At 42.8% G+C, this 24,157-nt stretch carries 22 protein-coding genes; 14 read left to right on the top strand and 8 right to left on the bottom strand.

The genetic code is table 11. The features are described from left to right. Window positions 1-14 precede the first annotated feature (14 nt). The 5 genes from BWI44_RS06585 to BWI44_RS06565 all read left to right on the top strand — a co-directional run bounded on the left by BWI44_RS06585 (window position 15) and on the right by BWI44_RS06565 (window position 4,832). Window positions 15-674 (top strand): DNA alkylation repair protein, encoded by a 660-nt coding sequence (locus BWI44_RS06585; RefSeq protein ID WP_118477137.1) that lies wholly within the window; start codon window positions 15-17, stop codon window positions 672-674. Window positions 675-857: 183 nt separating this feature from the next. Beyond that, on the top strand, window positions 858-1,346 hold the full coding sequence (locus BWI44_RS06580) for a Fur family transcriptional regulator (protein ID WP_022393539.1): 489 nt from the start codon (window positions 858-860) through the stop codon (window positions 1,344-1,346). Continuing rightward, window positions 1,343-2,614, top strand: a complete 1,272-nt coding sequence (locus tag BWI44_RS06575; RefSeq protein ID WP_044532015.1) for an adenylosuccinate synthase — start codon at window positions 1,343-1,345, stop codon at window positions 2,612-2,614. Before BWI44_RS06580 ends, BWI44_RS06575 begins: the two co-directional genes overlap by 4 nt. 83 nt (window positions 2,615-2,697) lie before the next feature. Next, on the top strand, window positions 2,698-4,005 hold the full coding sequence (locus BWI44_RS06570; protein ID WP_044532025.1) for an alpha-L-fucosidase: 1,308 nt from the start codon (window positions 2,698-2,700) through the stop codon (window positions 4,003-4,005). A gap of 134 nt (window positions 4,006-4,139) precedes the next feature. Beyond that, window positions 4,140-4,832, top strand: a complete 693-nt coding sequence (locus BWI44_RS06565; RefSeq protein WP_009132767.1) for a zinc metallopeptidase — start codon at window positions 4,140-4,142, stop codon at window positions 4,830-4,832. An 86-nt stretch (window positions 4,833-4,918) separates the two neighbouring features. Here the strand turns inward: BWI44_RS06565 and BWI44_RS06560 are convergent, their stop codons facing one another. Next, complete coding sequence (locus tag BWI44_RS06560) at window positions 4,919-6,124, bottom strand: TPR end-of-group domain-containing protein (protein ID WP_138293191.1); 1,206 nt, start codon at window positions 6,122-6,124, stop codon at window positions 4,919-4,921. 233 nt (window positions 6,125-6,357) lie between these two features. On the opposite strand from BWI44_RS06560, the gene hisS reads away from it, so the two are divergent. After that, a complete protein-coding gene (gene hisS / locus BWI44_RS06555) occupies window positions 6,358-7,722 on the top strand; it encodes a histidine--tRNA ligase (protein WP_138293192.1) in 1,365 nt (454 codons plus the stop codon). A 77-nt stretch (window positions 7,723-7,799) separates the two neighbouring features. After that, entirely contained in the window at window positions 7,800-7,967 is a 168-nt protein-coding gene (locus tag BWI44_RS06550; protein ID WP_007214867.1) for a hypothetical protein, read from the top strand. A 140-nt stretch (window positions 7,968-8,107) separates the two neighbouring features. Here BWI44_RS06550 and BWI44_RS06545 read toward each other — a convergent pair whose 3' ends face one another. After that, on the bottom strand, window positions 8,108-8,959 hold the full coding sequence (locus BWI44_RS06545) for a bile acid:sodium symporter family protein (RefSeq protein ID WP_195208278.1): 852 nt from the start codon (window positions 8,957-8,959) through the stop codon (window positions 8,108-8,110). Between the two features lie 245 nt (window positions 8,960-9,204). On the opposite strand from BWI44_RS06545, the gene BWI44_RS06540 reads away from it, so the two are divergent. The 4 genes from BWI44_RS06540 to BWI44_RS06525 all read left to right on the top strand — a co-directional run bounded on the left by BWI44_RS06540 (window position 9,205) and on the right by BWI44_RS06525 (window position 12,817). Further along, window positions 9,205-9,477, top strand: coding sequence for a co-chaperone GroES (locus BWI44_RS06540; protein WP_005679636.1), 273 nt, complete (start codon window positions 9,205-9,207; stop codon window positions 9,475-9,477). A 38-nt stretch (window positions 9,478-9,515) separates the two neighbouring features. Further along, window positions 9,516-11,153: a chaperonin GroEL gene (groL, locus tag BWI44_RS06535; RefSeq protein ID WP_007217362.1), complete on the top strand. Its 1,638-nt coding sequence runs from the start codon at window positions 9,516-9,518 to the stop codon at window positions 11,151-11,153. Between the two features lie 266 nt (window positions 11,154-11,419). Next, window positions 11,420-11,638, top strand: coding sequence for a winged helix-turn-helix domain-containing protein (locus BWI44_RS06530; RefSeq protein WP_007664492.1), 219 nt, complete (start codon window positions 11,420-11,422; stop codon window positions 11,636-11,638). Window positions 11,639-11,797: 159 nt separating this feature from the next. Next, window positions 11,798-12,817, top strand: coding sequence for a threonine aldolase family protein (locus BWI44_RS06525; protein WP_195208277.1), 1,020 nt, complete (start codon window positions 11,798-11,800; stop codon window positions 12,815-12,817). Between the two features lie 230 nt (window positions 12,818-13,047). Here the strand turns inward: BWI44_RS06525 and BWI44_RS06520 are convergent, their stop codons facing one another. Further along, entirely contained in the window at window positions 13,048-15,558 is a 2,511-nt protein-coding gene (locus tag BWI44_RS06520) for a bifunctional glycoside hydrolase family 9 protein/polysaccharide deacetylase (protein WP_195208276.1), read from the bottom strand. Window positions 15,559-15,873: 315 nt separating this feature from the next. Here BWI44_RS06520 and BWI44_RS06515 point away from each other — a divergent pair, with 315 nt between their 5' ends. Together BWI44_RS06515 and BWI44_RS06510 are read left to right on the top strand one after the other, a co-directional pair. Beyond that, the gene (locus tag BWI44_RS06515; protein ID WP_118216420.1) at window positions 15,874-16,824 is read left to right on the top strand and encodes a DnaJ C-terminal domain-containing protein; all 951 of its coding nucleotides are present in this window, start codon (window positions 15,874-15,876) and stop codon (window positions 16,822-16,824) included. 14 nt (window positions 16,825-16,838) lie between these two features. After that, window positions 16,839-17,126 carry a chaperone modulator CbpM gene (locus tag BWI44_RS06510; protein WP_007664488.1) on the top strand — a complete coding sequence of 96 codons (288 nt, stop codon included), beginning with the start codon at window positions 16,839-16,841 and terminating at the stop codon, window positions 17,124-17,126. 74 nt (window positions 17,127-17,200) lie between these two features. On the opposite strand, the gene BWI44_RS06505 is transcribed toward BWI44_RS06510, so the two are convergent. The 5 genes from BWI44_RS06505 to BWI44_RS06485 form a co-directional block, all read right to left on the bottom strand. Next, the gene (locus tag BWI44_RS06505) at window positions 17,201-18,907 is read right to left on the bottom strand and encodes an acyl-CoA dehydrogenase family protein (protein ID WP_195208275.1); all 1,707 of its coding nucleotides are present in this window, start codon (window positions 18,905-18,907) and stop codon (window positions 17,201-17,203) included. Between the two features lie 20 nt (window positions 18,908-18,927). Further along, on the bottom strand, window positions 18,928-19,569 hold the full coding sequence (locus tag BWI44_RS06500; protein ID WP_007664486.1) for an energy transducer TonB: 642 nt from the start codon (window positions 19,567-19,569) through the stop codon (window positions 18,928-18,930). A 13-nt stretch (window positions 19,570-19,582) separates the two neighbouring features. Then, the gene (locus tag BWI44_RS06495; RefSeq protein ID WP_195208274.1) at window positions 19,583-20,602 is read right to left on the bottom strand and encodes an electron transfer flavoprotein subunit alpha/FixB family protein; all 1,020 of its coding nucleotides are present in this window, start codon (window positions 20,600-20,602) and stop codon (window positions 19,583-19,585) included. A gap of 92 nt (window positions 20,603-20,694) precedes the next feature. Continuing rightward, the gene (locus BWI44_RS06490) at window positions 20,695-21,588 is read right to left on the bottom strand and encodes an electron transfer flavoprotein subunit beta/FixA family protein (protein ID WP_117707839.1); all 894 of its coding nucleotides are present in this window, start codon (window positions 21,586-21,588) and stop codon (window positions 20,695-20,697) included. Between the two features lie 398 nt (window positions 21,589-21,986). Beyond that, window positions 21,987-23,174 (bottom strand): C1 family peptidase, encoded by a 1,188-nt coding sequence (locus tag BWI44_RS06485; protein WP_118294519.1) that lies wholly within the window; start codon window positions 23,172-23,174, stop codon window positions 21,987-21,989. Between the two features lie 94 nt (window positions 23,175-23,268). Between BWI44_RS06485 and BWI44_RS06480 the strand changes: the two genes are divergently transcribed. Beyond that, entirely contained in the window at window positions 23,269-24,117 is an 849-nt protein-coding gene (locus tag BWI44_RS06480; protein WP_195208292.1) for a patatin-like phospholipase family protein, read from the top strand. Window positions 24,118-24,157: the final 40 nt, after the last annotated feature.

The raw sequence follows: 24,157 nt of genomic DNA, 5'->3' as shown, positions 1-24,157 counted from the left end.
TAAATCATTGTTTTGTGGATTTACATGAACAACTGAAAGAAATAAAGACACAGCTCCGCCTCTCTATGAACGGGGCTGTGTCTCAAAGTATGCGTGAAAAGGGACTGGTCTACAAGTTGAATTTCGGTGTAGAACTTCCCCGTATCAAGGCAATTGCCGGAGAATATGAAAAAGATCACTCATTGGCGCAAGCCTTATGGAAAGAGGATATCCGTGAATGTAAGATTCTGGCAGGGCTGTTGCAGCCGGTAGACAGCTTCTTTCCGGAGATTGCTGATATCTGGGTGGAAAATATTCAGAATATTGAAATAGCGGAACTTACTTCTATGAATCTGTTCCAGCATCTTCCTTATGCTCCTGCGAAGTCTTTTCAATGGATTGCCGATGAGCGGGAGTATGTACAGACGTGCGGTTTTCTCACCATTGCCCGCTTGCTGATGAAGAAGGGGGATATGAATGAACGTACTGCGAACGAATTTCTCGACCAGGCAGTTTGTGCTTTCATTTCCGGTTCCTACCACGTACGCAATGCAGCTATGGCGGCCATTCGCCGGTTCATGCAGCATAGCGAAGAACATGCTTTCCAAGTATGTCGTCGGGTGGAAGAGATGGAACATTCCGAATCGGAAGCTGAACTGTTGTTATATAATCTTGTAAAAGAAGAAATTGAATAAAGTGATAGGGTGGTAAGGTGATAAAGTGATAGGGGACTCTTGCTTCGCATTTATCACCTTACCACCCTATCACTCTACCACTTTACCACTCTATCACTCTTTTTTTGTTTTTTTTCCCCTTTCTCATTTGCTTTCCGCAAAAAAGGCTTAACTTTGTTGGCTGTAAAAAACTGCGCCGCCAAAATGGAAAGTCAGAATGTGAAAGATACGGTAAAGCAGATATTCACTGAATATCTCAACGCGAACGGGCATCGCAAGACTCCCGAGCGCTATGCCATACTCGATACTATCTATTCCATTGATGGTCATTTTGACATCGATACACTTTATTCGCTGATGGCTGACCAGGAGAATTTCCGTGTAAGCCGCGCGACTCTTTACAATACTATTATCCTTCTCATCAATGCAAGACTGGTTATTAAACACCAGTTTGGAAATTCCTCCCAATACGAAAAGAGCTATAACCGTGATACGCATCACCATCAGATCTGCACGCAGTGTGGTAAAGTGACTGAGTTTCAGAACGAAGAATTACAGCAAGCGATTGGGAATACTAAATTGAGCCGGTTCAGTCTGTCGCATTATTCGCTTTATCTGTATGGATTGTGCAGTAAGTGCGACCGAGCTAACAAACGTAAGAAGAAAAGTAATAACCATAAGAAAGAAAAATGAAAGTAGATGTTCTATTAGGATTACAATGGGGCGACGAAGGCAAAGGCAAAGTCGTTGACGTATTAACTCCGAGATACGATGTCGTGGCTCGCTTCCAAGGCGGACCGAATGCCGGACATACACTCGAGTTCGAAGGGCAGAAGTATGTGCTCCGTTCTATTCCCTCGGGAATTTTTCAAGGTGACAAGGTGAATATCATTGGTAATGGCGTAGTGCTTGATCCGGCTCTCTTCAAGGCAGAGGCTGAAGCATTGGAAGCATCCGGTCATAACCTGAAAGCGCGCTTGCATATCTCTAAAAAGGCGCATCTCATCTTGCCGACCCACCGCATATTGGACGCCGCTTACGAAGCTGCGAAAGGTGATGCTAAAGTAGGCACGACGGGTAAAGGTATCGGTCCGACTTATACCGATAAGATTAGCCGTAACGGTCTGCGTGTAGGTGATATCCTGCATAACTTCGAACAGAAATATGCTGAAGCCAAAGCTCGTCATGAGCAAATTCTGAAAGGTTTGAATTATGAGTATGACCTGACAGAGATTGAAAAGGCCTGGATGGAAGGTATTGAGTTCCTGAAGCAATTCCCGTTGGTAGACAGCGAGCATGAGATCAATAACCTGCTGAACGATAATAAGTCAGTACTTTGTGAAGGTGCTCAAGGTACGATGTTGGATATCGACTTTGGTTCTTATCCGTTCGTTACTTCTTCCAATACTATTTGTGCAGGTGCATGTACCGGTTTGGGTGTGGCTCCAAATAAGATTGGTGAAGTTTATGGTATCTTCAAAGCATATTGTACACGTGTAGGTGCAGGTCCGTTCCCGACGGAACTGTTTGATAAGACAGGTGACCAGATTTGTACACTGGGACATGAGTTCGGTTCGGTAACAGGTCGTAAACGTCGTTGCGGTTGGATTGACTTGGTGGCGTTAAAGTATGCCATTATGGTAGACGGTGTTACCAAATTGATCATGATGAAGAGCGATGTACTCGATTCATTCGAAACAATCAAAGCCTGTGTAGCTTATAAAGTAAACGGTGAAGAAATTGATTATTTCCCGTATGACATCAGCGAAGGTCTTGAGCCGGTTTATGTTGAGTTACCCGGTTGGGAGACTGACATGACGAGAATGCAGAGCGAAGACGAATTCCCTGAAGAATTTAATGCTTACCTGACATTCCTGGAAGAACAGCTTGGTGTGCCCATCAAGATTGTTTCCGTAGGTCCTGACCGTGGACAGACGATTGAACGTTATACAGAAGAGTAAGTCTAATTATATTATAATGAGATTACATCAGTATATGTGCTGATGTAATCTCATTTTTTTATTAACCCATCCGCATACTTATGATGAAAACACAACTTCTTTTATTCCTTTTGTTTGCAGCATCCTTTTTACCTGCAAAGGCGCAGACTTATCAACCGTCTGCCGAGAACCTGAAAGCCCGTCAGGAGTTTCAAGACAATAAGTTTGGAATATTTCTACACTGGGGGCTATACTGTATGTTGGCTACCGGTGAATGGACAATGACCAATAAAGATTTGAATTATAAAGAATATGCCAAACTAGCCGGAGGTTTCTATCCCTCCAAGTTTAGTGCGGCTGAATGGGTAAGTGCTATTAAGGCATCCGGAGCCAAGTATATCTGCTTTACAAGTCGTCATCATGAGGGCTTTTCTATGTTCCATACTAAATATTCTGATTATAATATTGTGGATGCCACTCCTTTCAAACGGGATATCGTGAAAGAACTGGCAGATGAATGTCATAAGCAGGGGATTCGATTACATTTTTATTATTCCCATATCGACTGGCATCGTGAAGACGCACCGTGGGGACGCACAGGGCGTGGAACCGGACGTCCTAATCCGAAGGGAGACTGGAAAAGCTATTATACCTTTATGAACAACCAGTTGACGGAGTTGCTGACGAACTATGGTCCGATAGGTGCTATCTGGTTCGATGGCTGGTGGGACCAGGATGCTAATCCTGATTTCGACTGGCAGTTGCCGGAACAGTATGCGTTGATACATGGTCTGCAACCTGCTTGCTTGGTGGGTAACAATCATCACCAGATGCCTTTCCCTGGAGAGGATATACAGATTTTTGAGCGTGATCTGCCGGGTGAGAATCGTGCGGGGCTTTCCGGACAAGATGTCAGTCGATTGCCTTTGGAAACTTGTGAAACCATGAATGGAATGTGGGGATATAAAATAACCGACCAGGAGTATAAGTCAACGAAAACTCTGATTCATTATCTGGTGAAAGCTGCCGGAAAGAATGCAAACTTGTTGATGAATATAGGTCCTCAGCCCGATGGATGTCTGCCGGAAGTGGCAGTTCAGCGGTTGAAAGAAGTAGGAGAGTGGTTGAAAGTTTACGGTGAAACGATTTACGGCACGCGTGGTGGTATGGTTGTTCCGCATGACTGGGGTGTGACGACGCAAAAGGGAAACCGTCTTTTTGTTCATATCCTGAACCTGAAGGATAATGCACTGTATCTTCCATTGGATGGAAAAATGGTGAAGAAAGGCTTTCTGTTTAAAGATCAATCTCCGGTACGGATCACTCGTGCCGGACAGGGAGTGGTGTTGCAATTGCCGGAAGTCCCTTCAGATACGGATTACGTGATAGAGTTACAACTTGTTGGGCAGTAGTGGCTTTTCGCTAATTCTTCCTAAAAGATAAGGGAAACTGTAGCAAAGCTCACGGTTTCCCTTTATTTTTGGCAAACAATTTGTATTATATATAACAAACGACACTTTTTTAATTACTAAAAACAGAAAAAATTATGGAAGGAATGATAGGAATACAATGGATTATCTTTATTGGTATAGCTGTAGTCAGCTGGCTGGTGCAAATGAACTTGCAGAACAAGTTCAAGAAGTACTCCAAAATCCCTACCGGTAATGGAATGACGGGCCGTGATGTTGCCCTTCAGATGCTACATGACAATGGAATTTATGATGTTCAGGTGACACATACGCCGGGACAACTGACAGACCACTATAATCCTGCCAATAAGACAGTAAACCTGAGTGAAGGTGTATATGAAAGTAACAGTATCATGGCTGCTGCCGTTGCTGCTCATGAGTGTGGACATGCAGTGCAGCATGCACGGGCTTATGCTCCGCTGACTATGCGTAGCAAATTGGTGCCGGTGGTATCGTTTGCTTCACAGTGGATGACTTGGTTGTTGCTGGGTGGTATCTTGCTGCTGAATACATTTCCGCAATTGTTGCTGGCAGGTATTATCCTGTTTGCTATGACAACGTTGTTCAGCTTCATCACTTTGCCGGTGGAAATAGATGCCAGTAAGCGTGCATTGGTATGGCTGAGCCGTTCGGGCATTACGAACTCTTACAATCATAAACAGGCTGAAGACGCACTTCGTTCTGCTGCTTATACTTATGTAGTGGCTGCATTGGGTTCATTGGCAACGCTGATTTATTATATTATGATATTTATGGGACGCAGAGACTAATCTTGTCCAATATATAAAACGATAAAAACAGACCATCTATTCATTGCGAATAGATGGTCTGTTTGCTTAATATAGATGGTCTGTTTTTATTTCTGATATGGTGATTGCCAGAACCAGTCGGCATCATAAGTGATGTAGGAGCCTTTTTCCATGTCATTATAATAACCGGTAGGCATAAGGGCGACATAGTCTGCAGGGTTATACTTTTTGTCTTCTGTACCGAATTCGCTACGGAATGTACAGTTGATATAGTACAAATTCTTAGCCATGTAGGAGTCCAAATACTCTTCTTTAGTGGTTTTTTGTTTATTATTCCAGTTGGCTTCTTCATTCAATACCAGTGGTAGGCCTTTACGCATTCGTTCGCGTGCTTCCGGTATGCTGAGCATGGTACCATTTTCGTCCATGACCCAAGCATTTTGTGTAGGGTCTACCCATATCCATTTATCCAGAGTTTTAGAATAAACAGCATTAATAACGTGACAATCACTGATGTATTTTTTAGGCATACAGGTTATAAAACGTGATTTGAACCCCATTGCAAGGTAACATTCATTCAATACAGTGGCCAGTCCACGGCAGTTCAAACCCTGGGAACCGTCTTTGCAGGCTTCCGCCAAGGCAATGGAATTTAGATGCTTAGGGTTACCATGCTGACCGTCATGTTTGATTTTATTATGTATAAAGGTCAGTATGTTCTTTATCTTCGAGAGTTCATTCCCTGTGCCAGCTACGCTATCTAATTTAAAATATTCCTTCACGGCTATCAGATTACTATCGCTCGGCTCCATATATGTGAAATGGGGAGGAGTACTGGTATACTCGGCTGCTTTTTGCAGAATATAAAGATAATCTCCTTCTTCTCTGATTTTAACCAGTGTCTCCTGGAATTTCTTTTCGTTGCGTATGTTATCCAAATCTGTATCTTTTTGTATATGAGCATAATTGACATATCCATTCTGAAAGGCCAGATCAAAATGTTTCAAAGCATCTTCTGTCTTTTTTTGCAGAGATTGGTAACAGGCAATATCATAATAATGGTATCCATAGTTTAATCCAATTCTTTTCTGTACTGTTTCCGGAAGTTTCTTGTAATTATCGATAATATTCCAGATGCACTGTTCCACCTTTGCATAATCTTTCTTATCTAAAGCTTGTTTTTTCTCTTGATTCAATGAGTTGAGTGTCTTGTAAAACTCATCTTTCATTTTAGACTCCTCCTGGGTTTGTGCCCAGCCGATAGTAGAGCAACATAGGAATGCTGCGAATAATAAACTGATTTGTTTTTTCATAATATTCTTCTTTTAATGTTTTTGGCAACACATATAGCAAATAATATGCCGAAAGGATAAGGTGTTGATATCTAATAGGATGTATGTATTGGATATTGTTCAAAAGCGGACATGTTCTCCATATACGAACACATGGCTATGTACATATTCATTCAAAATCTCCTGTCTTTCTTTCAGCTAATTCAATAATTTGCCGTAAATTTGCATTCCAAACTAAATAATATAGAATAATTATGGCAGCAAAACCAGGTATTCCCAAAGGAACCCGTGACTTTTCGCCAGTAGAGATGGCGAAGCGTAACTATATATTCAATACCATCCGCGATGTATACCACCTCTATGGTTTTCAGCAGATTGAAACACCTGCAATGGAAATGCTTTCTACACTGATGGGGAAGTATGGTGAAGAAGGTGATAAACTCCTGTTTAAGATACAGAATTCAGGCGACTACTTTTCCGGACTGACCGATGAGGAACTGCTGAGTCGTAATGCTGCTAAACTTGCCAGTAAATTTTGTGAGAAAGGTTTGCGTTATGATCTCACTGTACCCTTTGCCCGCTACGTGGTAATGCACCGTGATGAAATTACTTTCCCTTTCAAACGTTATCAGATACAACCCGTTTGGCGTGCAGATCGTCCACAGAAGGGGCGCTATCGTGAATTTTATCAATGTGACGCTGATGTAGTGGGTAGTGACTCTTTACTGAATGAAGTAGAGTTGATGCAGATTGTTGATACAGTCTTTACCCGTTTTGGTATCCGGGTTTGTATTAAGATTAATAACCGTAAGATTCTGACCGGTATCGCCGAGATTATTGGTGAAGCTGATAAAATAGTGGATATCACAGTAGCCATTGATAAGTTGGATAAAATAGGTTTGGACAATGTGAATGCAGAACTGAAAGAAAAAGGTATCAGTGATGAAGCTATTGCCAAACTGCAACCTATTATTCTGCTGAATGGTACGAACGAAGAAAAACTGACTACTTTGAAAGAAGTGCTTGCGGGTAGTGAGATTGGTCAAAAAGGTGTGGAAGAAAGCGAGTTTATCTTGAAAACTCTGTCTGTTTTCGGTTTGAAAAATGAGCTGGAACTGGATCTGACGCTTGCCCGCGGATTGAACTACTACACTGGCGCTATCTTTGAAGTGAAAGCCTTGGATGTGCAGATCGGAAGTATCACAGGTGGCGGTCGCTATGACAATCTGACCGGTGTGTTCGGTATGGCTGGTGTTTCCGGTGTAGGTATCTCTTTTGGAGCCGATCGTATCTTCGATGTATTGAATCAGCTTGACCTTTATCCGAAGGAAGCTGTGAACAGTACACAACTTCTTTTTATTAACTTTGGTGAGAAAGAAGCTGCTTACTCTCTGAATATACTTGCTAAGGTACGGGCCGAAGGTATTCGTGCAGAAATCTTTCCGGATTCTTCAAAGATGAAAAAACAAATGGGTTATGCTAATGCCAAGAACATTCCATTTGTAGCCCTTGTGGGAGAGAATGAAATGAATGAGGACAAGGTGACGCTGAAGAATATGGAGACTGGTGAACAGAGCTTGGTTTCGGCCGAAGAATTGATACAAACTTTAAAGAAATAAAAACTTCATAAAAGAGTAAACTCTTTGTAGTCCATCTTGGTTATCTTTGTAGTACTAACCTAACAAAGATAACTATTATGGATGTTTTAGAACCGAAGTATTACGCAGCCATCGGTATGGTGATGACGTTAATAGCCGTAATATTCCTTTTCTTGATGGGGAGTGCTTTAGTACATTCTACCAAGAGCTTCTGGCAGGGATATTCGACAGAATTGAGTTGTGATACGGATCTGGATATTGACTAAACTGGCTAAGTTTATCATTTTTTCAGTCGTCAATTTCTTGTTGACAAGAACTTAACTCCCTGTTGACAAGAAGTTAACTTCTTGCATGCAAGGTCTTAACTTCTTGTAGAAGGGAATTTTAGTGTAATTTTCACTGTTTATCATCTTCTCTTTACTATTCCCACATATACTAATAAGATAATATTCATCATCAGTGCATAAATAATGGCTGGTATAGCAATTACATCATTATTGAATATAAACGGGCTGCTTGCAATAGCAATACTTTGAGCTGCATTCTGCATTCCTATTTCAATGATAAGTGTGCGTTGCTCTTTTCTGTTCAATTTCATTAGCCAAGAGATTATATATCCTCCACCCATAGCCAGCAAAATCATCATTGTGATGCACAATCCTAATCGTCCGATCTGTGCAGCTATCGTTTCGTGATGTTGTATGAAGAAGACAGAAGCTAATAATATCAAGGCGGGAAAAGCTACTTTAGATAACACTTTGTGTATCCGTTCGGCCGCTTTAGGGCAGAAACGTTTTGTTAAAATACCTGTTACAATGGGGAACAACATAAGTAGTAAGTTCTGGACGATGAGGCTACCGACAGGTAAGTGTATGATCATTCCACTATTGTCTCCTGCAACTTGTGTGGCAAACTCCATAATGACAGGAATAGTGAATAGGGTGATAATACTGCTGAATGCAGTCAACGATACGGAAAGTGCTACATCGCCTTTGGCAATCATAGAGAATATATTGGATGAACTTCCTCCAGGAGAACAGGCTATGAGTACCAGTCCTATAAAAAATAAAGGCTCCAGATGAAACAGATATCCCAGCGCAAAAGCTAATACAGGTAAAAGAATTATTTGTCCTATCAAACCTGCAATTATAGGATAGGGACGTTGACGAAATAATTTAAAATCTTTAATTTCAAGTGTCAATCCCAGTTCAAACATTAATAATGTGAGAATGGGCAAAACAATCCAGACTGCATTCATGTTCTAAAAACGTTTTTTGAGGGGGCAAAGATAATGCAAATCATGAAAAAGTTATGCTGAGATGCCGCTTATCTTCTCTAAAGATAATGGAATATTGTCTTATTCTTTGCCAATTTGGCAGTTTTATACTGACAGAAATTTAGCTTTGCTGTTTGGCACGCTTTTCGCAATTTATTTTGCGTCTCGCCAAAACGAGGCAAAACATTACTATAATAAATGTATAACATATAAAAAACAAAAGAACTATGAACATTAAACCATTGGCAGACAGAGTGCTGATACTCCCTGCACCTGCAGAAGAGAAAACAATTGGCGGTATCATTATTCCGGATACTGCAAAAGAAAAACCTTTGAAAGGTGAAGTTGTGGCAGTTGGTCACGGTACGAAAGATGAAGAGATGGTATTGAAGGTGGGCGACACCGTTTTGTATGGCAAGTATGCCGGTACTGAACTGGAAGTTGAAGGCACTAAATATCTGATTATGCGTCAAAGTGACGTACTCGCTGTGTTAGGTTAATATAGTAATTATAAAATATTTAAATTGTAAATATCATTATGGCAAAAGAAATATTATTCAATATCGATGCCCGCGATCAATTGAAAAAAGGTATCGATACACTGGCAAATGCTGTGAAAGTAACTCTCGGCCCTAAAGGCCGTAATGTGATTATCGAAAAGAAATTCGGTGCTCCTCACATCACGAAAGACGGCGTAACTGTAGCTAAGGAAGTGGAACTGTCTGATGCATACCAAAATACGGGTGCACAATTGGTGAAAGAAGTAGCTTCCAAGACTGGTGACGATGCTGGTGACGGTACTACTACTGCTACTGTATTGGCACAGGCTATTGTTGCTGAAGGCTTGAAGAATGTAACTGCCGGTGCAAGTCCTATGGATATCAAACGCGGTATCGACAAGGCTGTTGCCAAAGTGGTTGACTCAATTAAATCACAAGCCGAAAAGGTAGGTGACAACTACGATAAGATTGAACAGGTTGCTTCTGTTTCTGCCAACAATGATCCCGTTATCGGTAAGCTGATTGCTGACGCTATGCGCAAAGTTTCTAAGGATGGTGTAATCACTATCGAAGAAGCTAAAGGTACTGACACTACTATCGGTGTAGTGGAAGGTATGCAATTCGACCGCGGTTATCTTTCTGCTTACTTCGTTACCAACACGGAGAAGATGGAATGCGAAATGGAAAAACCGTATATCCTGATCTATGACAAGAAGATTTCTAACCTGAAAGATTTCTTGCCTATCCTGGAACCTGCCGTACAAACCGGCCGTCCTTTGTTGGTAATTGCAGAAGATGTGGATAGCGAAGCTCTGACTACATTGGTTGTAAACCGTCTGCGTTCTCAGTTGAAGATTTGTGCTGTGAAAGCTCCGGGCTTCGGTGACCGTCGTAAAGAAATGCTGGAAGATATCGCCGTATTGACTGGTGGTGTAGTGATCAGTGAGGAAAAGGGTCTGAAACTGGAACAAGCTACCATCGAAATGTTAGGTACTGCTGATAAGATCACAGTTTCTAAAGATAACACTACCATCGTAAATGGTGCCGGTGACAAACAAAATATCAAGGAACGTTGCGAACAGATTAAAGCTCAGATTGCTGCTACTAAATCTGATTATGACAAAGAAAAATTGCAGGAACGTCTGGCTAAATTGTCTGGTGGTGTTGCAGTTCTTTACGTGGGTGCTGCTTCTGAAGTTGAAATGAAGGAGAAGAAAGACCGTGTAGACGATGCTTTGCGTGCAACACGTGCTGCTATAGAAGAAGGTATCGTACCGGGTGGTGGCGTAGCTTACATCCGTGCACTCGATGCATTGGAAGGCTTCAAAGGTGATAACATCGATGAAACTACCGGTGTTGACATTATCAAGCGTGCTATTGAAGAACCGTTGCGTCAGATCGTTGCCAATGCTGGTAAAGAAGGTGCTGTAGTTGTACAGAAAGTACGTGAAGGTAAAGGTGACTTCGGTTACAATGCTCGTACTGATGTATATGAAAACCTGCATGCTGCCGGTGTAGTTGATCCTGCAAAGGTTGCTCGTGTAGCTTTGGAAAATGCTGCTTCTATTGCAGGTATGTTCCTGACTACTGAATGTGTAATCGTTGAAAAAAAGGAAGACAAACCTGAAATGCCAATGGGTGCTCCCGGTATGGGCGGCATGGGTGGCATGATGTAATACCCGTTTTTTCCTGAACTCATAATTATAATAAATGACCACAGTATCTCTATGAAGGTACTGTGGTCGTTTTTTCTCTTTTCTAGTCTTTTTCTACTCATATTATCTGTATATTATTACGAAACTGTTACAATTTTGATTAAAAAAGATATCTTTTGTTCGTTTTTTATGTTTTATAAATAAAAAGTGATACCTTTAGGGTGATAAATTAGGATAACCTAAACAAAAACCAATCAATTATTTAACCTTTTTAATGACGAGAAGAGATGAACAAAAGCGACATCGGTCTGAACGCAGGCAAGATTTGGAGGTTGCTTAGCAATTACGCCAAATGGGACTATGGGACTTTGAAGAGAAAGTCCGGGCTGAAGGACAAAGAACTGGGAGCCGCCTTGGGATGGTTAGCTTGTGAAGACAAGATTGTATTGCACCAAGAGAACGAAGAGCTCTACATTTTTTTGGGCGTGAATGTTTATATCGGCTAAAGAATGAAAAACCGATTGAAAACCTAAACGAAAGCGTGGATTTTAAAAATCCACGCTTCTTTTTTTCTGCTAACGAATATATTTCGTTCCTTTGCATGTTCTTAGTAGTAAATAATAATTCGGGTGCTAAGATAATTTATCGATAAAATGAATATAACTATGAGAAGTTTTGCTTCAGACAACAATTCCGGTGTACATCCATTGGTGATGGAAGCATTAAACCGGGCAAACCAAAATCATGCAGTAGGCTACGGTGACGATCCTTGGACGGAGGAAGCCGTCCGTAAAATCAAGGAGACATTTACAGCTGATTGTGAACCGCTTTTTGTTTTTAATGGAACAGGTAGTAATGCAGTCGCTTTACAGTTGGCTACGCGTCCTTATAATTTAATTCTTTGTGCGGAGACAGCGCATATTTATGTGGATGAATGTGGTGCTCCTGCACGTATGACAGGTTGCCAGATCCGTCCGATTGTAACACCGGATGGTAAACTCACCCCAGAGTTGGTACAGCCTTATCTAAAGAATTTTGGCGAACAACATCATTCCCAGCCGGGTGCTATTTATATTTCCCAATGTTCGGAATTGGGTACTGTTTATACTCCGGAGGAATTGAAGGCATTAACAGCTTTAGCGCATAAACATGGTATGTATGTACACATGGATGGTGCACGCCTGGCGAATGCTTGTGTAGCTTTGAATCTTAGTTTCAAGGAACTTACGGTTGATTGTGGTATTGATATACTTAGTTTTGGTGGAACAAAGAATGGTTTGATGCTTGGGGAAAGCGTAGTCATTTTTAATCCAGAGCTCAAAAAAGAGGCACTTTATGTGCGGAAGCAATCGGCCCAGTTAGCTTCTAAATTACGTTATCTTTCTTGTCAGTTCACAGCTTACCTTACAGATGATTTGTGGAAAAAGAATGCTATGCATGCCAATGCAATGGCACAAAAACTGTATGATGGTTTGAAGGTATTGCCGGGTGTACATTTTACACAGAAGATGGAGAGTAACCAGTTATTCCTAACTATGCCTCGTTCGGTTATTGATAAGCTGATGAAGTCTTACTTCTTCTATTTCTGGAACGAAGCTGGAAATGAAATTCGTTTTGTGACTTCTTTTGATACAACAGAGGAAGATATACAGACCTTGTTACAGGCTGTAAAAGACAGTTTTTAATTGTGCACTTATCTGCGTAAGCTGATGCACTTATCTGCATCAAAATCTTCTTCATTATATTATAAAAATGGCAGAAAAAAGCTCCGGACCTTCTCAGGCATGGAGCTTTGGTTTGAAACTTTTTCCCTTGGGGGTAGGAAAAAGCCTACTGAAAACAAACCGATTGAATATTACCTTAAATACCTTTGCATGATAACCTTTAACTAACCTTTTTATGATAATCGTATGGACTACATTCCTATTGCTTCGAGTACGGGTACAAAAGTATAGCCTTTCCGTTTCAATGTTTTAATCATTTTATCCAGATAACCATTATAGAATTTATCCGTACGGTGGTCGTCCGTGCCGAAGTGTATCAACATCAAATGTCCGTTTAAACCTTCTTTTTTCTCTACTTCCATGATTTTATCATAGATGAACTTACTGCTGCGATATTTCTGTCCCATATCTGGGGTAGTGTAATCTGCATTACTCATTGTACCGGGCGTATAGTTAATAAGTTGGATACCCATATTTTTTGCCCATGCAGCTATTTCTTTATTATAATATTCATAAGGCGGGATATATACCGGAGCATCTTTGTATTCGATACCTGCCTCGCGCATACCTGCATAGCTTTTTAGCATATCCTGTTCAAACTGCTCACGGGTTACTAATAGTGAATCGCGATTTTCCCACGGCATATACAGTAAGTGTCCATAACTGTGGCTACCTACCAGATGTCCTTCGGTACGCAGACGTTTGACTACTTCAGGGTAGAGTTCGTAGAATTCACCGGTGAAGAAAAATCCACCTTTGATGCCATACTTTTTCAGCGTGCTGATGATAGCATCGGCACCGTCTGCCTTATCAGCTGCAGTAAAGACAAGTGTAATTTGTTTTTTTGATGGATCAGTGCGAATGATGCCACCATTTACATATACATTCTTATCGCTTTGAATGTTAGCTTGTTTCATGCCCTCTTTTTGCATGGCAGAGAGGTAATAAGTGAGACATGCAGTTCCATCCATAGTCGGTTCATTGGTCGAATAGTCATGAATGGCATCGTGATATACCATCAGGTCCGGTTGAAAGCGTTCATAATCTTGTCCGGGAGTACCGGGAATACCAGTCATATTTACTCCACGCAGACTTTCAAAAATAGTGCGGTAAACTGGTCCGTCTACCAATCCGCCTGTAGTGTTGCCTACTCCTGCATTTAGTAATGAAGAGTGGGGTTGTGAAGGATAATCTCCATATAGGGGAAGTTCTACGACCATACTGGTTCCCCATGGGTTACAACCGAACAACCAGTCGAGCATGGCGGCTTCCATTTCTTTGTATGTTTCATCACCTGTTGCTTCACGATACAGGCGGCACTGTGTCAACATGGCAGTTGTTAAGTTGTTAGAACACCAAGTGTAGGGAATGCCATGCATGAATGGGCTTTCGACTGCTTTCTCGTAGGTACGTACAATACCGGTATGCATGTTTCGGATGAATTCTTTGCTGAGGCGGTCATTGTTTACTTTTGCTAAGTGGTAATGTCCCATATTCATGAACGGATACCACTGGTAGTGGCGTGCACTGTCAGCACCCATCCATGGGGTAACAGGTTCACGTCGTCCATACTCAACGGCTTGCTGCAGATATGTCAGGTCTCCGGTACTTTTAAACAGTTCCATGGCTCCCAACTCCATATCGTCTACCCAGTTATCTTCTTCATAGATATACGGGGACAAGACGGATGCCGTCTGGCAAGCCCCTGGCTTCTTTACACCTTGCTGATAGGCTGCATCGGCCTTTGCCTCTATTTCGGCTGCAAATTCCGGATAGAAATTCTTCAGGAGACGTGCACCGAGAGCGAAGCAGGAAGCATATTTGCCTGCCGTGCTGGCTACACCTGTAGTTGCGTTCATAAACTGGCCACGTACCTGAGGTTCACCGCTACAGAAATAAACAGGACGTCCGTTACCCGGGCCATATCCGTAATCTACTTTATCTTTGTTGGGCAGGCGCATACCAGCATGGTCACGGTCGTCAGCAATCTGGTTGTACAGTTCGCCGGGAACGGGATTCATGCGATTTAACCAGTCCAGTCCCCATTTTATTTCGTCTACAATGTCAGGGATACCGTTAGCACCGGGAAGTCCGGCAGCATCATAGAAATCACCGAAAGATTCCGGGTTTTCCTGATAGGCGAACATCATCTGATAAATAGCATTGGCGGAAGTTGTGGTATATTGCAGATAATCCGTTGCATCGTGCCAGCCACCACGGACATCAATGTGTTGTCCCGTCTTAGTGGGATGATACAAGATGTAGCCATCGTGCACATGACAGCTGTCTTTCAGGAAAGGATTATAACCGCAGCGCTGCTGACGCATATAGTTCAACAAGAAATCTGCAGTTCCATTATATACATGGTTATTGATGGGAAAATGGGGAGATATAGCTTTACCTGCTTTCAGGTAATAAGTTCCTGGTTGATTAAAATCGCTAAAATTCAAACGATAGGTACTCTTCATTAGGCCCATCTTTCCGGTTGATTTGATAGAATTGAAAGTTCTAACTGTTTGTCCGGTGAAGGCATCTACAAGTGCATACTCTTGTATGTCAGTGGGTTCTTCACTCATGAATACTGCTACTTTTACAGACTGCGGCAAGTAGCCAAGTTGGTTTATGCGTATCCATGCATCTGCTTTGGTTTGCAGGACGATGAAAGTGAGTGCTACCGTAAGTAGCCAATGGTTACTTTTCATAATAAGTCAATATATTAAGGTTGGGGGAATTATGCTTTCTGTAAATGCATTATTTTATATACAAATAAAGTGTTTTCCGTTTATTTTAGGAAGTTTTAGCATGAATAATTAATTGACGTTACGAGTCGTTTACATTGTTTTAGAATTAAAAAGACGTTAATGAATCTTTCTGTAAATGGATATTTTGTTGATTATCTATGGTTTATGCTTTTTAATACTCCTTTTTAGTTTTCGTTTATGTATTTTAATATTCAAAACACCCACTTGGTGCGTTATTTGTAATAGGGTATATAAGAATAACAAAATTTATAGACTATGGCTTATATAGATTATTACCAAGTCCTTGGGGTAGATAAGACGGCAAGCCAGGATGATATAAAGAAAGCGTTCCGTAAATTGGCACGTAAATATCATCCTGATCTGAATCCGAACGATTCTTCTGCCAAGGATAAATTTCAGGCAATTAATGAAGCAAATGAAGTGCTGAGTGATCCTGAAAAGCGTAAAAAATACGATGAGTATGGTGAGCACTGGAAGCATGCCGATGAATTTGAGGCACAAAAGCGTGCCCGTCAGGAGGCGGGTGCCGGTGGATTTGGAGGCTTTGGTGGCGGCTCGGGTGCAGGATATGGTACGGATGGTGGCTCTTACTGGTATTCATCCGATGGACAGGAATTTTCCGGTCATGGTGGCGGCTTCTCCGATTTCTTTGAATCTATGTTCGGAAACCGGGGGCGTGGAGGTGCTAATGCAGGCTTCCGCGGACAGGATTACCATGCAGATTTAAACCTCTCGCTTCGTGATGCAGCCCAGACTCATAAACAAGTGCTGACTGTAAACGGTAAGAATGTGCGCATTACTATTCCTGCGGGAGTAGCAAACGGGCAAGTAATTAAATTGAAAGGTTATGGTGGCGAAGGTGTTAACGGTGGTCCTGCCGGAGACTTGTACATAACGTTTGTGATTGCGGATGATCCGGTATTCAAGCGTTTAGGGGATGACTTGTATGTGGATGTGCCTATTGATCTTTATACCGCTATCCTGGGTGGTGACCAATTGGTGGACACTTTGGATGGAAAGGTGAAACTGAAAGTGAAACCCGAAACACAGAACGGTACGAAGGCTCGTTTGAAAGGTAAGGGATTCCCTGTATATAAGAAAGAAGGACAGTTCGGTGACCTCATTGTGACTTATTCCGTGAAACTGCCGACGAACTTGACGGAAGAGCAGAAAGAGTTGTTCCGTAAACTTCAAAGTATGAACTAAAAGGAGGTAGCACTATGCAGAATGAATTAATCATAGTCAGCGAGTATTGTCGCAAATGCCACATTGAACCGTCGTTTATCGATTTGTTACAGGAAGGTGGCCTGATAGAAGTAATGACCGAAGGTGGGGAACGCTATCTGACGTTTACTCAATTACCGGACATAGAACGTTACAGCCGTATGTATTATGACTTATCCATCAACATTGAAGGAATTGATGCCATCCATCACCTGTTGCAGCGTATGGAAGAGATGCAGAATGAACTTCATGAGTTACGCAGTCAGTTGAGACTGTTCCGGTAAGGAGCTTTATTCCTAAAAAAGAAGGCTGTCTCATTGATTTGAGGCAGCCTTCTTTAAATATAGTAATCGGTTAATTACTTGCGATAGCTTTCCAATTCTTCAGCCTTGAACTTACGGATGAAATTGAAGTGCTTTTCTACTTCAGCTTCAGCATAGTTCAGATAAACAACAGCTGATTTCGCGAACAACTCAGGAGCTTTGGTTGCATCCTGGATGAGAAGATGAGACATCACGCATACAGCCGCCATTTCGTAAAGGCGACGGGCTACGAAATCCAACAGTTCTTGGTTGGCAGCTTCTTTCGTTGCATTGGTGACAGCCTCAAACTTATTTGTCATTTCTTTCAGGCGATCCATCAGAGGTTGTATTTCTTCACTGCAAGGAATTGTTTCATAATCACGGAGTGTAGCAGCATACGAACCATTTGTTACGTAACGGATAGCGGCTACGGTCTGTAATTGAGTAGTACCTTCATAGATGCTGGTGATACGTGCATCACGATAAATGCGTTGGCAAGCATACTCCAACATGAAACCGGAACCGCCGTGAATCTGGATACAATCATAAGCATTCTGATTTGCATATTCTGAGTTCATACCTTTAGCCAGCGGAGTGAAAGCATCAGCAAGCTTAGAATATTTCTTCTGTTCTTGGCGTTCTTCCGGAGTCAGCTTACGTTCGCGGGAAATATCATCCAAAGCTTTATAAACATCTACGTAACGAGACGTTTGGTATAACAATGCACGTCCGGCATCCAGTTTTGCTTTCATGATAGCCAGCATGTCATATACAGCCGGGAATTCAATAATAGCTTTATTGAACTGTTTACGATCTTTCGCATAAGCTAAGCCTTCGTTGTAGGCAGCTTGCGACAGACCTACCGACTGTGCGGCAATACCCAAACGTGCACCGTTCATCAATGCCATTACATACTTGATCAAACCGAGTTTACGATCACCGCAAAGTTCAGCCTTTGCATTCTTATAAACAAGTTCACAAGTTGGAGAACCGTGAATACCTAATTTATTTTCGATACGGCGTACATCTACGCCACCTTCGCGCTTATCATAGATAAACATGGACAATCCACGACCATCTCTGGTTCCTTCTTCCGAACGGGCCAGTACGAGGTGTAAGTCTGCATCACCATTCGTGATGAAACGCTTTACACCATTCAGACGCCAGCAATTTTCTTTTTCGTCGAAAGTGGCTTTCAACATTACACTCTGCAAATCGGAACCGGCATCGGGTTCTGTCAAATCCATAGACATAGTTTCACCGGCACAGATACGTGGAATGAAACGGCTGTGCTGATCTTCGTTACCGAATTCATACAGTGTTTCGATACAGTCTTGCAGAGACCAGATATTGCCGAAACCGGCATCGGCTGCTGCTACGATCTCGGCACACATGGTGTACGGAGTGATGGGGAAGTTCAAACCACCGAAACGGCGTGGCATAGTCATACCATTCAGTCCGGCTTTCACCATTGCATCCAGGTTCTGTCTTGTACCGCTGGCATATTCCACACGACCGTTAGCACAGTGAGGACCTTCTTCATCTACACCTTCGGCGTTCGGGTTGATAATCTCTCCGGTGATTTCTCCAGTGATTTCAAGAACCTTATCATAAGAGTCCATTGCGTCCGCATAATCTTGCGGGGCATAGTCAAATTTGTCTTTATCTTGGTATCCGCGCTCTTTCAGTTCGCAGATACGTTCCATCATCGGGTTGTTCAGCTGGAACTTCAATTCAGGAACTTCGGTATAAAAATTTGCCATAATTTTTTTATTGTTTTTAGTTATAAACGAAAATTGACGGGGATGGTGAAGTGCATGTTAGCCGGTTGTCCTTCTATCTTCCCAGGAGTGAATTTGTAAGTCATTGTCAGGAAACCTACTACTCTCATCGCTTCCTTGTCCAGTTCGGGGCAAACGCTCTTCACAACTTCTGCCATCTTAGGATTGCCTTCCTTGTCTATCGAGCATTTTATGAGGACCAATCCTTGCTTTTTGTCTTTTATGGCCTGCCGAGGATACTTGGTATATTGGGCTATCAGCTTTGATAGCTCGGCATTACCTCCTGGAAACTGAGGCAGCTCTATATAAGGAATGAAGTCCAGTTCTTTACCGTCAATATCATACAGATGCCCTTCGGAAGAATCGCCGTTCATGACTTCTTCACGCTTCAAGGCTCCATTTTCATAATACTGCTTCAAGTTCAGCTTGCGCCCATTCTTGTAGGTTGATATTAACCGTATTTGCCCATTGGGATAATATTCTGTCCGTTGTCCTACCAATCTTCCGTTTTTATAGAAGCATACTATGCTGTCATTTCCGTTGGCATATGAATAGACATGCTTGCCGTTTTTCGGAAGTTTGTTCTGGGCATTCAGCATTCCGCACGTACAGAATAGACATAGAGCAATGATGACTCCCTTCATTTCGTTTATAAATTTATTTACTGTTTTCTTTATAGTATTTAATCATCTTCGGAATGACTTCTTCTACCGTACCGTTAATTACATAATCGGCAATGGTGTTAATAGGAGCATTCTCATCATTATTGATAGAGATGATGATACCACTTTCTTGCATACCGGCAATGTGCTGGATTTGTCCCGAGATACCGCAAGCGATATACAGTTTGGGGCGAACTGTTACACCTGTCTGTCCAATTTGGCGGTCGTGATCGCAGAAACCTGCATCAACGGCTGCGCGGCTGCCGCCTACTTCGGCATGCAGTTCCTTGGCCAGTTCAAACAGCATATTGAAACCTTCGCGGCTCCCCATACCGTAACCACCGGCTACGACAATCGGAGCGCCTTTCAGGTTGTGCTTTGCTTTCTCTACATGGCGGTCGATAACCTTCACTACATAGTCCGTAGTAGGCACATATTTGGCAACGTCGTGGTTGATTACTTCGCCCTGATAGTTGGTGTCGAGAATTTCCTTCTTCATCACGCCTTCGCGAACAGTAGCCATCTGCGGGCGGTGTTCGGGGTTGACGATGGTTGCCACGATGTTACCGCCGAATGCGGGACGAATCTGGTACAGCAAGTTTTCGTATACTTTGCCTTCTTTCTTATCTTCATGCTCGCCGATTTCCAGTGAAGTACAGTCGGCGGTCAGTCCGCTGGTTAGCGCAGAAGAAACACGTGGCCCAAGGTCACGACCGATAACGGTGGCGCCCATCAGGCAGATTTGCGGCTTTTCTTCTTTAAACAGATTGATGAGTACGGAAGAGTGGGGCAGTGAAGTATAAGGGAACAAGCCCGGAGCATCGAAGATGTGCAGACGGTCGACACCGAAGGGCAATACTTGTTTTTCGATTCCTGCAAGGTTAGTACCGACAACAACGGCTTCCAGTTGGCAGTCCAGTTGGTTAGCTAACTTGCGTCCTTTGGTAAGGAGTTCAAGACTTACTTCGGCAACTACAGTGCCTTCAAGCTCACAATATACAAATACGTTATTCATATTTTTTAGTTTTTAGCTACTAGCTACAGGTTACAAGTGCTGTTCAGGATAATGGTGCAGCAACTTGTAGCTTGTCGCTTGTTGCTCGTAGCTTAGCCAATCGTATGATTGGCGAGTAGTTCAACAATAAGATCTTCTACATCCTGGTCGCTTCCGGTCAGCGTACGGCTTTCCTTAGCTTGGAAGGAGATGTTCTGAATGGCTTTCACTTTGGTAGGCGAGCCACTGAGGCCGCATTGTTTCAAATCGCCGTTGACATCGGCCACACTCCATTCGGTGATGTTCAGATAAGGGTACTTCTCGTAGAGGTCAGCATAAGGCAGAATAGCACCTTCCTTGGTGATAGCAGCTTTTTCCTGTGCACCGAGAGCACGTTTGTATTTCTGTACCAACTTAGCGTTGCGTGGGCGGCAGGGAGCTGCACTTCCATTCACAGTGATTACGATAGGTAGAGGACCTTCTACTGTTTCCACACCACCGTCGATATGGCGTTTCACTACAACACGTCCGGTCGTTTTCTCCACGTTCAGAATTTCTTCGGCATAAGTAATTTGTGTCAGACCGAGCTTTTCAGCAACTTGCGGGCCCACTTGAGCTGTGTCACCGTCAATAGCCTGGCGTCCGCCGATGATGATGTCATACTCGCCTATCTTCTTGATGGCAGTGGCAAGGGCGTACGAAGTGGCAAGGGTATCTGCACCAGCAAAAGCACGGTCGGTCAACAGATAACCATTGTCGGCACCGCGGAACAATCCTTCACGAATAACTTCGGCTGCGCGTCCCGGTCCCATTGTCAGGATGGTTACGGTAGAGCCCGGGTGTGCATCTTTCAGTCTGAGGGCTTGCTCAAGAGCGTTCAAGTCTTCGGGGTTGAAGATGGCGGGGAGTGCCGCACGGTTAATGGTTCCGTCGGCTTTCATGGCATCTTTCCCAACATTACGTGTGTCGGGAACTTGTTTAGCCAATACTACGATTTTCAAACTCATGTTATTAATTATTAGTATTAGTATTTCTCAAAGTGTCAGTGCCGGGAATAGGAGTAGGAGGTACATAGTGTGTCCAGCTACTGAAATTGTCCGGTTAACTAATTATCAGCGTGCAAAATTAGTCAAACTGTTCGTTCTGACAAGAAATGCGGGCAAAAAATGCACATTGAAAAGGTTTTTGAGCAATATAGGGGCTTTAGAAAGGGAATTAGTTATGAGTTACAGGCTGCAAGCTACAAGTGCCTTTTCAGAATATAGCGCAGCAACTTGTAGCCTGTAGTTCGTAACTGATTCATAATCGTACAGGAGAGAATTATAAAGATCTGTTTACGGAATATATAAATAGTAGGATGATGAAATAGTGGTGAGTGATAAATGATTACTCACCACTAATAACTTTATTTAATCCCCAGCTTCTTCAACAGCGCCTTAGGCACTGCATCTTTGTGTACCAGGATGTTGATAGTCTTGTAAGCTACGAAAGGTTTGGAAGCATACCAGGTACCTTTGTATTTGTTGTTTGTACCCCATGAATTCTTCACCATATAGTATTCCTTGCCATTTTGATCTTTAGCGATACCATAGATAAGCATGCCATGGTCGTCGGTTGTTTCCCAATTGTCGAATGCTGTTTGACGCATTTCCTGAGTTACAGTGATTTCCGGCAATGGACGTGAAGTCAGTTCTTTACGTTTGTCGGCAGCAGTAAGACCTGTCCAGCGTGCCATATCCGAACCGGTGAGTTCAGCACCACGATCTGCGTCGGGCATCACTGCAATACCGTCACGAGTAAAACCTGTTTCGCTTACGTCGCTACCCCAGGCTACAGTATAACCGTTATTAACAGCATTGTCAATAACAGACATGAATTCCATCAAAGGCAAGTTGTAAGAAAGTCCATTACGCCAGTTATCCTGGATTTCAATGTTCATCTGAGTATAGAACGGATGGTGAGTGAATGAAGTCAGTGATACATAATCATCCGGATTGATGCCGAGAGATTCTGCAAATGTCTTCGGAGTATATTCTTTTCCTTGATAAGTGAACGTTTCGGGACATTTACCCAGGTAAGTATCGTAAATAGCAGATAATCCCTGTTTCCAAACCGGAGTCAGTTTCGTCAGTTTGCCTTTAGCTATTGCATTCATGTAAGCACCGGCTACGGCATCCAATTCATTGTGTACAGGCAGTGTGTCGCCATACATAATTCCCGGCATAGCTTCTTGCGGAACGAGACCGTAGTTTTTCAGGCAATACATAATGTCATAAAAGCTTCCGCCCGGTGAGAAAGAACTGTCGCCGTGGTAACGTGCATAATTCACGCCACGGTCTACCATTGTGTGGTGTACTACAAACATTTCGGATAAATCATACTCTCCCTTGCCCATACGCAGTAGTTCGCTTTCAAGGAAACCAAGTGCTGAGAAGCTCCAGCAAGTGCTCGAACGGTTTTGGTTTTTAACAGAAGTGATCGGGTTTTCTTTAACGGTGGTGAAGATAAAGCCTTCTTCCGCCTTCGGAGTGTCTTGTGCTGACACATTGAAACTTAATAGGCCTAAAGTGGCAATAAGTATTGACTTTTTCATCATGATTAAATTGGTTTTAATGGATTGTTACTGGCACAAAGATAGGGAGATTTCGGAAACAAAAGCTATCTTTGAAGCGTTTTATCAGATAATTATGGAGAAAAAGATACATATCAACCCCAAAACAGGATTGGTTCTTGAAGGTGGCGGCATGCGCGGAGTGTTCACTTGCGGTGTGCTGGACAGCTTTATGGACCGTGGCATCCGCTTCCCCTATACTATCGGAGTAAGCGCCGGAGCCTGTAACGGACTTTCTTACATGTCCGGTCAGCGCGGCCGCGCCAAGTACAGTAATATTGATTTGCTGGAGAAGTACCAGTATATCGGTCTGAAATATTTGTTGAAGAAACGTAATATCATGGACTTCGACCTGCTGTTTCAGGAGTTTCCCGAGCATATTCTGCCTTATGACTACGAGTCCTATTTCAGTTCTCCGGAACGTTATGAAATGGTCACTACGAACTGTGTGACGGGCGAGGCGAACTATTTTGAGGAAAAGCAGGATAAAGGCCGGGTGATTGACATTGTGCGTGCTTCAAGCAGCCTTCCGTTTGTATGCCCCATTGCTTATGTGGACGATGTGCCGATGCTCGACGGGGGCATTGTGGACAGCATCCCCTTGATGCGTGCCCGGAATGAGGGTTTCACGCATAATGTAGTGGTGCTTACCCGCAATCATGGGTATCGCAAGGAAGCAAAGGATATACACATCCCGTCTTTTCTCTACCGGAAATATCCGAAGATGCGTGAGGCATTGAGCCGCCGTTGTTGTGTGTACAACGAGCAGTTGGAGATGGTAGAACGCATGGAAGAAGCGGGAGAAATTACTGTAATCCGTCCGCAGAAACCTGTGATGGTAGACCGCATCGAACGGGATATACGGAAGCTGACTGATTTGTATGAGGAAGGCTATGCGTGTGCGGCGAAGTATGATTTTCAGTGATTAATCAAGATATTGTAAACGCATTGCCAAATAATGATTG

This window comes from Bacteroides sp. Phil13, assembly GCF_001940965.1.
GTDB lineage: Bacteria > Bacteroidota > Bacteroidia > Bacteroidales > Bacteroidaceae > Bacteroides > Bacteroides intestinalis.
Note: the sequence above shows the minus strand (reverse complement) of the source record. Positions and strands in the feature narration are given on the sequence as shown.